Raw genomic sequence first — 13,110 nt, forward strand, 5'->3', positions numbered from 1 at the left:
GTGATGAAATCACTGCTGCTCTCTCTTTTATTACTGTGCCCGCTGCTGGTGACGGCTCAGCAAAGCATGCTGACCGGCAACCTGAGCAGCGTGGGCTCGGACACGCTGGGCTATCTGATGACGCTGTGGGGCGAAGATTTCAGCCGTCAGTCGCCGGGCGTCAACGTGCAGGTGCAGGCGGCGGGATCGTCGACGGCGCCGACCGCGCTGGCCGCAGGGGCCGCTCAGCTTGGCGCCATGAGCCGGCCGATGCAGGTGGATGAGCGTCAGCTGTTTATCGCGCGCTATGGTTATGCACCGCTGGCGGTGCCGGTGGCGATGGATGCGCTGGTGGTGGTGGTTAATCAGGACAATCCGCTGCCGTCCATCAGTCAGCCGCAGCTGGATGCGCTGTTCTCCGTGACGCGGCTGTGCGGCGCACAGCAGGTGCCGCAGCGCTGGGGCGATGTTGGCCTGCATACGGCGAACTGGGCAACGCGCAGTATTCAGCGCTTTGGCCGTAACTCCGCTTCCGGCACCTGGGGCTTCTTCAAGCAGCAGGCGCTGTGTCGCGGCGATTTCCGCGCTGACGTCGCGGAGTTTCCCGGCTCGGCGGCGGTGGTGCAGGCGGTCGCCAGCACGCCGAACAGCATCGGCTATGCCAGTTTTGGCTTTCACCTGAGCGGCGTGAAAACCCTGCCGATCGTCACCGCCAGCGGCGACAGCGTTATGCCAGATGCCGAATCGATCCGCAGCGGCCGCTATCCGTGGTCGCGCCCGCTGTATATCTACGTTAACAAGGCGCCCGGCAAACCGCTGCCGCCGCTGGTCGCCGCCTTTCTGCAGCAGGTGCTTTCTGCGCAGGGCCAGCGCCGCGTAACGGAGGCCGGCTACCTGCCGCTGTCCGACAGCCAGATCGCGCAGGCGCGCGCGGCGATTGCGCAAAACTAATTCACGCTGACCGATCATGAATTTTTTTCACGTCCCCTGAATTTTCTTCCATTGCCGCCGGTGGGGCGGCATGTCACTCTTATGGACATATAGCCATCCAGATGGCCAAAAATAACCGTACGCAATTATACCCTGACGCAATTATGTGTCAGTGCAGGAGTGAATATGCAACGCAACACCGCCCCGTTCCGCGCCGATACCGTCGGCAGCTTTCTGCGTCCCGCCGCCATTAAACAGGCACGTGAACAGTTCGCCAGTGGTGCCATCAGCGCCGACCAGCTGCGTCAGGTAGAAGACGATGCGATTCGCCAGGTGGTGGAGCAGCAGCGCGCCAACGGTCTGCAGGTGGTGACCGACGGTGAATTCCGCCGCGCCTGGTGGCACTTTGATTTCTTTGGCCATCTGCACGGCGTTGAGCTGTTTGAGGCCGATCAGGGCATTCAGTTCAACGGCGTGCAGACCAAAGCGCACGGCGTGAAGGTCACCGGCAAAGTCGCTTTTAACCCGCAGCATCCGATGCTGGACCATTTCCGCTTCCTGCAAAGCGTGGCCGGCGATGCGGTGGCGAAAATGACCATTCCCAGCCCGAGCGTGCTGCACTTCCGCGGCGGCCGTAAAGTGATTGATGCCACGGTGTATCCGGATCTGGAGCAGTACTTCGCCGATCTGGCACAGACTTACAAGGATGCGATCAAGGCGTTTTACGACGCTGGCTGCCGCTATCTGCAGCTGGATGACACCGTGTGGGCGTACCTGTGTTCAGGCGATCAGCAGCAGCAAATTCGCGAGCGCGGTGAAGATCCGCAACAGCTGGCGCACATTTATGCGCAGGTGCTGAATCGCGCGCTGGAAGATAAACCGGCGGATCTCACCGTCGGCCTGCACGTGTGTCGTGGTAACTTCCGCTCGACCTGGATCTCGGAAGGCGGCTACGAGCCGGTGGCGGAAATTCTGTTTGGCAGCGTGAACATCGACGCGTTTTTCCTCGAGTACGATAATGAGCGCTCCGGTGGCTTTGAGCCGCTGCGTTTCATCAAACCGGGTCATCAGCAGGTGGTATTAGGGCTGATCACCACCAAAACCGGCGAGCTGGAAGACGCTGCACAGGTGAAGGCGCGCCTGCAGGAAGCGGCGCAGTTTGTCAGCCTCGACCAGATTTGCCTCAGCCCGCAGTGTGGCTTTGCGTCAACGGAAGAGGGCAACAGCCTGACCGAAGCGCAGCAGTGGCAGAAGATTCGTCTGGTTGTCGACATCGCACAACAGGTGTGGTGATGCTGTAAAGTTGTGCAAACAGGCGCGTAAAGCGCGCCTTTTGTGCATCCCTGCGGCGGTTTCTGCAAGGAGATCGCCCGCTTTGCAGAAACTTTAAGCAAATCATCTCAGGTGTTTTCCGACTATTTCCTGCTTATCCACTGCGTTCTGACGCTTTCCTGTTATATCCTTCTGGTTTTCCGATCCTGTATTGCCTTTCTTCGCTATAAACGTTTTAATTTGCGCCGTTGTCGATTCATCCCTCTGTGAACAGAAGAAAAGCAGTTTAAATCACCTGCGCTGTACCGATTCGGCCCGCATAACGCACTGGTCAAGCCAGTTAAGCCATTGTTTTCGCGCATCCAGGGGACAACACAAACCCAACTTCCACCGCAACATCAGCTACAGGCAGTACAGAAGTTTATGACACATCGTTTAACCTCCAGGGATATCCTGGCGCTGGGCTTCATGACCTTTGCCCTGTTCGTTGGCGCAGGAAACATCATTTTCCCGCCTATGGTCGGTATTCAGTCTGGTGAACATGTCTGGATTGCCGCCTTCGGCTTCCTGATCACCGCGGTTGGTTTGCCGGTGATGACCGTGATCGCGCTGGCGCGCGTTGGCGGCGGTATTGATGCGCTCAGCTCACCGATTGGTAAAGCGGCCGGTCTGCTGCTCGCCACCGTGTGCTACCTCGCCGTCGGTCCGCTGTTTGCCACGCCGCGCACCGCGACCGTTTCATTTGAAGTCGGGATTGCGCCACTGACCGGCGACGGCCCGCTGCCGCTGTTTATCTATAGCCTGGTGTACTTTGCGCTGGTGATTGGCATTTCGCTCTATCCGGGCAAGCTGCTGGACACCGTCGGCCACTTCCTCGCGCCGCTGAAAATTGTCGCGCTGACCATTCTGGGCGTCGCGGCGCTGCTGTGGCCGGCTGGCGGCATTTCGCCGGCCACCGCCGACTACCAGCGTGCGGCCTTCTCCAGCGGTTTCGTGAACGGCTATCTGACCATGGATACGCTCGGCGCGCTGGTGTTCGGTATCGTCATCGTTAATGCGGCGCGTTCACGTGGCGTGGAAGACAGCAAACTGCTGACGCGCTATACCATGCTGGCCGGCGTGATCGCCGGTGTCGGTCTGACGCTGGTGTACCTCAGCCTGTTCAAGCTGGGCTCCGGCAGCGGCGCGATTGTCGATCAGAACGCTAACGGCGCGGCGATTCTGCATGCTTACGTGCAGCAGACCTTCGGCGGCATGGGCAGTGTCTTCCTCGCCGCGCTGATTTTCGTCGCCTGTATGGTTACGGCGGTGGGCCTGACCTGCGCCTGCGCAGAATTCTTTGCGCAATACCTGCCGTTGTCGTATAAAGCGCTGGTGTTTATTCTCGGCCTGTTCGCCATGCTGGTGTCGAACCTCGGTCTCAGCCACCTGATTCAGATTTCGATTCCGGTGCTGACGGCTATCTATCCGCCGTGCATCGTACTGGTGGTACTGAGCTTTACCCTGAGCTGGTGGAATCGCAGCACGCGTATCATTGCGCCAACCATGCTGATCAGCCTGTTGTTTGGTATCGTCGACGCCATCAAAACCACCAGCTTTAAAGATGCGCTGCCGCTGTTTAGCCAGCATCTGCCGCTGGCCGATCAGGGACTCTCCTGGCTGCCGCCGTCGCTGGCGATGCTGGTGATTGCTGCGGTGGTTGACCGGGTGAAAGGGCGTGAGCAGGTTGCCGTTCACCAGTAAGCAACATCGCTGTTAATTCCGACCACGGGCTTGCCCGTGGTTTTTTCATTTCCACAGGTACTGTTTGTTATGCAAGAAACCAATAAGCTCAAACGCGGACTGAGCACGCGCCACATCCGTTTTATGGCGCTGGGATCGGCGATCGGCACCGGGCTGTTTTACGGCTCGGCAGATGCCATCAAAATGGCAGGCCCCAGCGTACTACTGGCCTACATCATCGGCGGCGCCGTGGCGTATATCATCATGCGCGCGCTGGGCGAGATGTCGGTTAACAATCCGCAGGCCAGCTCGTTTTCACGCTACGCGCAGGATTATCTCGGACCGCTGGCGGGCTATATCACCGGCTGGACGTACTGCTTTGAAATCCTGATTGTGGCGATCGCCGACGTCACGGCTTTTGGTATCTACATGGGCGTGTGGTTCCCGGACGTGCCGCACTGGATTTGGGTGCTGTCGGTGGTGCTGATCATCGGCGCCATCAACCTGATGAGCGTTAAGGTGTTTGGCGAAGTGGAGTTCTGGTTCTCCTTCTTCAAAGTCGCCACCATCATCATCATGATCGTGGCCGGTTTCGGCATGATTTTCTGGGGCATCGGCAACGGCGGTCAGCCGACCGGCATCCATAACCTGTGGACCAACGGCGGCTTCTTTGCCCACGGTATCGTCGGCATGCTGCTGTCGCTGCAGATGGTGATGTTCGCCTACGGCGGCATTGAGATCATTGGTATCACCGCCGGCGAAGCCAAAGATCCGGCGAAATCGATCCCGCGCGCCATCAACTCCGTACCGCTGCGCATTCTGGTGTTCTATGTCGGCACGCTGTTTGTGATCATGTCGATCTATCCCTGGAACCAGGTCGGTACCGCAGGCAGCCCGTTCGTGCTGACTTTCCAGCACCTCGGCATCGCCGCCGCCGCCTCCATTCTGAACTTTGTGGTACTGACTGCCTCGCTGTCGGCGATTAACAGCGATGTGTTTGGCGTTGGCCGCATGCTGCACGGTATGGCGCAGCAGGGTCATGCGCCGAAGATGTTTATGAAGGTGTCGAATCGCGGCATTCCGTGGGTCACGGTGCTGGTGATGATGCTTGCCATGCTGGTGGCGGTGTACCTCAACTATCTGATGCCGGAAAAAGTGTTCCTGGTGATTGCCTCGCTGGCGACGTTTGCCACCGTGTGGGTGTGGATTATGATTCTGCTATCGCAGATCGCGTTCCGCCACAAAATCGGCAAAGAGCAGGCCGGTAAGCTGCAGTTTGCTCTGCCGGGCGGCAGCGCTACGGCGTGGGTGGGGGTGCTGTTCCTTGCCTTTATCATCGCGCTGATTGGCTACTTCCCGGATACGCGTATCTCGCTATATGTCGGGTTTGCGTGGATTGTTCTGCTGCTGCTGGCCTGGCCGCTGGCGAAGAAACGTAAAGCGTAAGAAGCTTTACCACGGGCGAAGCGAGACTTCGCCCGTGGTGCATTACCAGTTTTTTCCCAGCGCCATCTCTCCGCCGTACGGATTCAGGTGATTATTGTCGTACCAGAGCGGCATGCCCTGATGAGTGACCAGACACCCCTGCGCATTACACAACGTCTCCTGCAGTGACAACACGCGCACGCCATGCTGCTGATAATCCTTTAACAGCTCTGCCACCGATGCGTTTGGCATCTGCAACTGCTGCGTGCGTTCCGTCGCCAGCGCCGCGCCATCCTGCGCGCTGAGCCAGCTATTGAGGCTGCGGCGCAGCGGTATATTGCGGTTATGGCTGTAGCGCAGCGGATCGAGCGTGATGGTCGGCACATCGTCTATGAGGGTGATCTTTTTCCCCGCCGCCAGCAGCTGCGCCACCACGGTATCCAGCCCGCTTTTCAGCGCCTGCAGATTGTCCTGCGCCGGATCGCGGAGACTGCGGAATCCGCTGCCCGGCTGCGCACTGAGGCCCGCCGCCCAGAACGCGCTAATCACCACTTCGTCTATTTTATCGCTCAGGATGATCGGCAAAACCCGCTGATTAAAATCGAGGCACTGCTGTGCATGCTGCGGTTTTTGCGGCATCGCGCGCGTGGCCTCAAGCAGGAAAGGGCAGGAGGCTTTGGTCAGCTGAAACAGCGGTTTCTGCTGTCGCCGGGCGTAATCGGCGACGTTAGCCGCCAGCGCCGCGGCATGGCTGTCGCCAATCAGCGCTATCGCCGGTGTGTCACTCTGCGGCTGGCACTGCGCATCGCGGGCGGGCCGCGTGGCGCCGTAATCCAGCAGGCAGGGATCGCGCTGGGCGGCGACTTTCCATTCGTCGCCGAGCATCACCGCTTCACTGACGCGCGATTTCAGGCCACCGCTCTGCCACAGCAGCACCATGGCACCGGCTGCCAGCAGCGACGAGGCGCAGTAGCCGGGGATCAGCCAGCGCGTACCGCTGCGCGCCCGACGGAATGGCTGTTCGACGAAGCGCCAGGAGAGCCAGGCGATGACCAGCGCCACGGCACAGATGCTCAACGCCTGCCAGATACTGAGCGGTCGATCGCTGCAGATGCGTGCCAGACTGAGCAGCGGCCAGTGCCACAGATACCACGAGTAGGAAATTTTACCGATGAAGCGCATCGGCGCGTTCTCCAGCAGCCGCTGATTGAGCGGGCTGCGCGCACCGATCATCAGACAGGCCGCCAGCACCGGCAGCAGCGCCAGCCATCCAGGGAAGCGATCGCTATGGCTGAATAACAGCGTGGCACCAATGATCAGCAGCCAGCCAGCAAGATGACAGAGGCTGGCCAGCCGGCCGGTGACGGGGCGGGGTTGCCACAGCGCCAGCAGCACGCCGGCACCCAGTTCCCAGGCGCGGGTTGGCAGCAGATAAAACGCCTGAGTGCTGGAGAGGGGCGTTAACCACAGGCAGCCAGCCAGCGACAGCAGGCTGAGCAGTAGCACCATGCCGGTCATTGTGCGCCGCAGTCGCGCGGCCAGCAGCAGAATAAACGGCAGCACGATATAGATCTGCTCCTCAATGCCCAGCGACCAGGTCATCAGCAGCGGATTGAGATCGGCATCTGCACTGAAATAGTCGCCGCTCTTCAGTAACAGCATATTGGGCACCGAGAGAAATACCGCCATGCTGTATTTTGCCAGCTGGCTTAATTCCAGCGGGGATAACAGCAGATAACCGAGCAGCAGCAATACCATCAGCGTAAAAAACAGGGCGGGCGCAATACGCCGGATGCGGCGTAAATAAAACTGATAAAACGAGAAGGTGCCGGCGGTAATTTCTTTACTGATAATACCGCCAATTAAAAAGCCGGAAATAACGAAAAATATATCGACGCCAATAAAGCCGCCCGGCACGGCGCTGACGCCGCAGTGGAACAGCACAACCAATATAATGGCGACAGCGCGCAGACCATCGATATCCGGACGATAGCGCAGCGAAACAGGTACAGACATAACAGGATCCCAGTTATTCAATGTTAATTTGCGATTTTATTACTGCGGGTAAAAATAGCTCGGCGCATCCTGTCGCCGAAAAATGTAAAAAGAGAAAGGTATTACTAAGGGATGATTGACCCGTGCAGCATATCGCAGTTTTTCAGCGTTAACGCTTTTAAGGGAAAAAAAAGAAAAGTCTCAGATAACCGTGCCCATCAGCTTGCAGTTTATTGCTGTAATTTCGCTGCAGGAATAAGCCGGCGTAATCTGTCTGGCTTAACCCGGTGGCTGGCGTCAGGGATAGTCCACGGGGATTACCGCGCGCTGATCAATGGCGGTGCGCCAGTGATCAAGCGTCGATTGATAAGGACACAGCGTACCCACCGCCGTCTGGCGACAGTTTTGCTGATGCCACTCCTGGCGCAGCAGCGGGTGCTGCCGATCGATCGGCGTTAGCTGGCGCAGCGCATCCAGACTTTGCGCCTGAAAATAGACGCGCAGCAGCAGCGTCTGCGTCTGGTTATCGCGCCAGCGCTCAAACACCAGACTGCTGCCGGGCGGAATATTACCGCGCGCATAGCCGGGCAGTTGCCAGCTGAAGCCGATCAGCGTGCGTAACATGGCGATATTGGTGTCGTGTGCCACCAGCAGCAGCCAGCGGGTGGAGGACGTCGCCGCATCGTCCTGCAGGTTGCGCACCACCGCGTCCAGCAGAATCGACGCACGCTTTTGCGCGATATATGGCACATCATTACTCAGATCGTAATTGGCGGTCAGCAGCGGCAGCAGGGCGCTGATCTGCTGCGCCCGGGTGATGTTGCCCCACGCCAGCTGGCTGAACGGCAGATTTTCGCTCCAGCCGAGCCGTAAGGTTTCGGCCATGCTGGCCAGCACGCTGAGACCCTGCACGTAGGTATGGCCGCTTTTACTCTGCTTCAGCTGCCAGGGGCGATCGAAGAACGGGCAATCTGCCGCACACACCGCCTGCCTGAGCTGCTGCACGGCGGGCTGTAAACGCTGTTGCAGTGCGGTGAGATCGCCGGCGCGCGCCGCGACCGCTGCCCGCTCCGTGGCAGCATCCGTTTGGCCGAACGGCAGTTTTTCGCTCTGAAATAGCGGATCGACCGCCCCCGCGACGTGATGAACTGCCACATCGCAGCCAGGAAAGGCGCCCTGCAGCAGCGCCTGCGCCGTGGCACGGGTGCGCTGCAGCGGACTGGCACGCACGTAGATTTGCCTGGCATCGGGACAGCCGGCGCGCAGCAGGCCGAGCTGGCGATAGTGTTCACCCTGCCAGCGACCTTTATTCACGACCGCTGCATAACCGTGTGCGGTGAGTTCGCCGTCGGCGCTGCGCCAGCGCGGCCAGGCGCGCTGGGTGGCGGCTTCGATTTCCGTGCGGTTACCTGCGGTGGGAGGACGCACGCCGTGACGGCTGATCTCTACCACTTTTTCCAGCTGGTAGCGCGGCTGCGCCTGCGCGGTGAGCGCCAGCAAAGCCAGCAGCGCGCTCAGCAGCAGACGCGTCATAGCGTTGGCTGTGCCGGCAGCAGCGCTTTGAGCTGCGGATAGAGCACCGCGTTGGCCAGCAGCACCGGATTACCCTGTTGCAGGCCATGGTGGCTGAGATAATCGTTGGTGACGCCGCCCGCTTCGCGCATCAGCACAATGCCGGGCAGGCCATCCCACGGATTCATGTGCGCTTCGTAATAGCCAATCAGCCGGCCGGCGGCCGCCCAGGCGCTCATCAGCGCACCGGAACCGTTGCGGATAAACATGCCGCCCTGCGCCAGCAGCTGGCTGATAAAGGTGGTCAGCGGTTCAATCGGCTGGCTGTTGGAGCTGCTGAGGCCCAGCAGCCCCTGATCGAGCCGCTGCGCGCTGTGTGCCTGAATGCGCTTGTCATTCACCCAGGCACCTTTGCCGCGGCAGGCGTGGAAGGTTTCCTGATGATTAGGATCGCTGACTACGCCAATCACCGGCTGATTGTCACAGACAATCGCCAGCGAGACGCACCAGTTGTGCAGGCCATTAAGAAAGCTGCTGGTGCCGTCAATCGGATCGATGACCCAGATAAAGCGCGCGCCGCTGACGTCACCGCCGCTCTCTTCACCCAGCACCGCATCGTCAGGAAAACGCTCATGAATCAGGTGTTTTACCAGCAGTTCAACGTTGCGATCCGCCTCGCTGACCACATCCTGCAAATCCTTCTTGTGCTCCACCACCAGCTGATGGCGCTGCTGATACCACGCCAGCGCGCGGCTGGCGGCGGTTTTCGCCACCTCACAGGCATAGTGATAACGGGCATCTAATTCGGTTAGCGTAGCTGATGACATTTTTCCCTCTTATCATTCACTGGCAATAGACGTGGCGAACCACGCAGGATAAAGCGCCATGGCTGTGTGACTGGCTTAACAAAAGTTAAGCAAGGCTTCATTAAGCCGCAGATGGCTGCGGCTGGCAAGGGGAGGCAATGCGGGGCAGCGGCAAATTGTGCTTCACAGCTGCCGGGCGCGCGCGGCGGCCATCAGGCGTGGATAGAACTGGAAAAACAGCGGTTCGAGCTGGGTGTAGTGGTCGACAAAATCCTGATACGAGTCGCGCAGCGTCGCCAGCCGTGGCCGGCGATGCGCCATGCCGCTTAGCACGCGCGCCAGCCGCGCCGGGTCAGCATAGTGTTCAAACCAGCGTTCGCGCCACATTACCGCGTTGAGCTCGATAAAATCGCCCGGCGTGCCGGGCAGCTGCGGCACAATGTCGCGCTCGGCGGCAGCGCTAAAGGCAGACAGCGACTGCGCCGGATGCAGCTGATCCCAGTGGCGCGCCAGGAAGTGGTCCCAGATCACGTCGAGGGTGATGGGCGCGACGCGGCGCGTTTCGGCGCGGAACAGCTGACGCGCGCTGCGCACTTCCGGCAGGTTATCGGTCAGCACATCAATGCGCCGGTGCAGGGCAATACCGGCCACCACCGGCTGCGGCCACTGCGCCTCAACGTTGCCGCGCACGAAGTCGGCCAGCAGATTACCCAGCAGTGAGCTGTCGGCCAGGGTGGCAAGGTGAAGGTGAGCAAGAAAGTTCATGGCGCATTATAGGCAGAATCACACCGGCGCAGCCAGTTGTTCAGAATTGCCCACTTTTCCGCTAAACTATGCCGCCTGTTTTTTGAGTCCTGAAGAAGTGATGCATGCGTGTAGCCGATTTTGCCTTTGAATTACCGGAATCTTTGATCGCCCACTATCCGCAGGCGCAGCGCAGCGGATGTCGTCTGCTGTCGCTGGATGGCCCGAGCGGGGCGCTGAACCATGGCGTGTTTACTGATGTGCTGGATAAGCTCAATCCGGGCGATCTGCTGGTGTTCAATAATACCCGGGTGATTCCGGCGCGCGTCTATGGTCGTAAAGCCAGCGGCGGCAAAATTGAGATGCTGGTTGAGCGCATGCTGGATGACAAACGCGTGCTGGCGCACGTGCGCGCCTCCAAAGCGCCGAAGCCGGGTGCCGAATTACTGCTGGGCGACGACGAAAGCGTCAAAGCCACCATGGTGGCGCGCCACGATGCGCTGTTCGAAATCGAGTTTGCGGACGATCGCGCGGTGCTGGATATCCTGAACAGCGTCGGCCATATGCCGCTGCCGCCGTACATCGATCGTCCGGATGAGGAAGCTGACCGCGAGCTGTATCAGACGGTGTACAGCGCGCGCCCCGGCGCGGTGGCAGCGCCGACCGCCGGTCTGCACTTCGATGAGCCGCTGCTGGCGGCGCTGAAGGCGAAAGGCGTGGAGATGGCGTTTGTGACGCTGCACGTCGGCGCTGGCACCTTCCAGCCGGTGCGCGTAGAGAACATCAACGATCACATCATGCACTCTGAATATGCCGAAGTGCCGCAGGACGTGGTGGACGCGGTGCTGGCGTGCAAAGCGCGCGGTAACAAAGTGGTGGCGGTGGGCACCACCTCGGTGCGATCGCTGGAGAGCGCAGCGCAGGCCTGCCAGGATGGGCTGATCGCGCCGTTTTTCGATGACACGCAGATCTTTATCTATCCGGGCTATCACTATCAGGTGATTGATGCGCTAATCACCAACTTCCACCTGCCGGAATCGACGCTGATTATGCTGGTTTCGGCGTTTGCCGGTTATCAACACACCATGGCGGCTTATCAAAGCGCGGTGGCGGAGCAGTACCGTTTCTTTAGCTACGGGGATGCGATGTACATCACCCGTAATCCACAGGCTCCCGACGAAATCGTTGGTGGCTGAGTAATCAGACTGTTTCTCTGATTATCGAAAGAGGTCAATGTGAAATTTGAATTAGATACCACCGACGGGCGCGCGCGCCGTGGCCGTCTGGTCTTTGATCGCGGCGTCGTGGAAACCCCGGCGTTTATGCCGGTCGGCACCTACGGCACGGTCAAAGGCATGACGCCGGAAGAAGTGAAAGAGACCGGCGCGCAGATCCTGCTGGGCAACACTTTCCACCTGTGGCTACGCCCGGGGCAGGAGATCATGAAACTGCACGGCGACCTGCACGATTTCATGCACTGGCAGGGACCGATCCTGACCGACTCCGGCGGCTTCCAGGTGTTCAGCCTCGGTGATATCCGTAAGATCACTGAAGCCGGCGTGCATTTCCGCAACCCCATCAACGGCGACCCGATTTTCCTCGACCCGGAAAAATCGATGGAGATTCAGTACGATCTCGGCTCCGATATTGTGATGATTTTCGACGAATGTACGCCGTATCCGGCGGACTGGGATTACGCTAAACGCTCGATGGAGATGTCACTGCGCTGGGCGCAGCGCAGCCGCGACCGCTTTGACGCGCTCGGTAACAAAAATGCGCTGTTTGGCATTATTCAGGGCGGGGTTTACGAAGATTTACGTGATGTCTCGGTTAAAGGTCTGGTAGAGATTGGCTTTGATGGGTACGCTGTGGGCGGCCTGGCGGTGGGTGAACCAAAAGAGGACATGCACCGCATCCTGGAACACGTCTGTCCGCAAATTCCGCAAGACAAACCGCGTTATTTGATGGGCGTCGGCAAACCGGAAGATCTGGTGGAAGGCGTTCGCCGCGGTATCGATATGTTTGACTGTGTTATGCCAACGCGTAACGCGCGCAATGGCCATCTGTTCGTCACCGATGGCGTGGTGAAAATCCGCAATGCGAAATACAAAGATGACACCGCGCCGCTGGATGCGGAGTGTGATTGTTATACCTGTCGCAATTACACGCGTGCCTACTTGCATCATCTTGATCGCTGTAACGAAATACTGGGCGCACGTCTGAACACCATCCACAATCTGCGCTATTACCAGCGTCTGATGGCGGGTTTACGCCAGGCCATCGAAGAGGGTAAATTAGAGCACTTTGTTAGCGAGTTCTACCAACGGACGGGCAAAGCGGTTCCACCGTTAAACGTCTGATAATTCTATCAATGAGGGAAATTTAATGAGCTTTTTCATTTCTGACGCCGTGGCCGCAGCTGGCGCTCCGTCTCAGGGAAGTCCGTATTCTCTGGTGATCATGCTGGTGGTTTTTGGTCTGATTTTCTACTTCATGATCCTGCGTCCACAGCAGAAGCGCGCCAAAGATCACAAAAAGCTGATGGATTCCATCTCCAAAGGTGATGAAGTGCTGACCAACGGTGGCCTGGTGGGACGCGTAACGAAAGTGGCTGAAACCGGCTACATCGCTATCGCCCTGAACGACACCACTGAAGTAGTGATTAAACGTGATTTCGTGGCCGCCGTTCTGCCGAAAGGTACAATGAAGGCGCTGTAATTTATTC

Annotated in this window: 11 protein-coding genes; 7 read left to right on the forward strand and 4 right to left on the reverse strand. The window is 59.0% G+C overall.

All coding sequences use genetic code 11. The features are described 5' to 3' along the window. The first annotated feature begins 3 nt into the window (after positions 1–3). The 4 genes from KOL70_RS00575 (at position 4) to proY (ending at position 5,349) form a co-directional block, all read left to right on the forward strand. Positions 4–930, forward strand: coding sequence for a PstS family phosphate ABC transporter substrate-binding protein (locus KOL70_RS00575; RefSeq protein WP_215480071.1), 927 nt, complete (start codon positions 4–6; stop codon positions 928–930). Positions 931–1,095: 165 nt separating this feature from the next. Then, positions 1,096–2,202, forward strand: coding sequence for a cobalamin-independent methionine synthase II family protein (locus tag KOL70_RS00580; RefSeq protein WP_211725159.1), 1,107 nt, complete (start codon positions 1,096–1,098; stop codon positions 2,200–2,202). Positions 2,203–2,604: 402 nt separating this feature from the next. Beyond that, complete coding sequence (brnQ, locus tag KOL70_RS00585; RefSeq protein WP_021507147.1) at positions 2,605–3,924, forward strand: branched-chain amino acid transporter carrier protein BrnQ; 1,320 nt, start codon at positions 2,605–2,607, stop codon at positions 3,922–3,924. A 69-nt stretch (positions 3,925–3,993) separates the two neighbouring features. Continuing rightward, positions 3,994–5,349: a proline-specific permease ProY gene (gene proY / locus KOL70_RS00590; protein WP_058757974.1), complete on the forward strand. Its 1,356-nt coding sequence runs from the start codon at positions 3,994–3,996 to the stop codon at positions 5,347–5,349. A gap of 42 nt (positions 5,350–5,391) precedes the next feature. On the opposite strand, the gene KOL70_RS00595 is transcribed toward proY, so the two are convergent. From KOL70_RS00595 to KOL70_RS00610, 4 genes are all read right to left on the reverse strand, one after another. Then, positions 5,392–7,344 (reverse strand): acyltransferase family protein, encoded by a 1,953-nt coding sequence (locus KOL70_RS00595; protein WP_215480072.1) that lies wholly within the window; start codon positions 7,342–7,344, stop codon positions 5,392–5,394. A gap of 276 nt (positions 7,345–7,620) precedes the next feature. Continuing rightward, entirely contained in the window at positions 7,621–8,856 is a 1,236-nt protein-coding gene (locus KOL70_RS00600; protein WP_215480073.1) for a histidine-type phosphatase, read from the reverse strand. Next, positions 8,853–9,662: an inositol monophosphatase gene (locus tag KOL70_RS00605; RefSeq protein WP_058757972.1), complete on the reverse strand. Its 810-nt coding sequence runs from the start codon at positions 9,660–9,662 to the stop codon at positions 8,853–8,855. Before KOL70_RS00605 ends, KOL70_RS00600 begins: the two co-directional genes overlap by 4 nt. A gap of 162 nt (positions 9,663–9,824) precedes the next feature. Beyond that, positions 9,825–10,406 carry an ACP phosphodiesterase gene (locus KOL70_RS00610; protein ID WP_215480074.1) on the reverse strand — a complete coding sequence of 194 codons (582 nt, stop codon included), beginning with the start codon at positions 10,404–10,406 and terminating at the stop codon, positions 9,825–9,827. A gap of 104 nt (positions 10,407–10,510) precedes the next feature. On the opposite strand from KOL70_RS00610, the gene queA reads away from it, so the two are divergent. The 3 genes from queA to yajC are packed head-to-tail and all read left to right on the forward strand — an operon-like array spanning position 10,511 to position 13,103. Further along, positions 10,511–11,581, forward strand: a complete 1,071-nt coding sequence (gene queA, locus KOL70_RS00615) for a tRNA preQ1(34) S-adenosylmethionine ribosyltransferase-isomerase QueA (protein ID WP_058769378.1) — start codon at positions 10,511–10,513, stop codon at positions 11,579–11,581. Between the two features lie 39 nt (positions 11,582–11,620). Continuing rightward, positions 11,621–12,745, forward strand: coding sequence for a tRNA guanosine(34) transglycosylase Tgt (tgt, locus tag KOL70_RS00620; protein ID WP_021507154.1), 1,125 nt, complete (start codon positions 11,621–11,623; stop codon positions 12,743–12,745). A 25-nt stretch (positions 12,746–12,770) separates the two neighbouring features. Beyond that, complete coding sequence (yajC, locus tag KOL70_RS00625) at positions 12,771–13,103, forward strand: preprotein translocase subunit YajC (RefSeq protein WP_021507155.1); 333 nt, start codon at positions 12,771–12,773, stop codon at positions 13,101–13,103. Positions 13,104–13,110: the final 7 nt, after the last annotated feature.

This window comes from Pantoea sp. B270 (genome assembly GCF_018726825.1).
Lineage (GTDB): Bacteria > Pseudomonadota > Gammaproteobacteria > Enterobacterales > Enterobacteriaceae > Pantoea > Pantoea dispersa.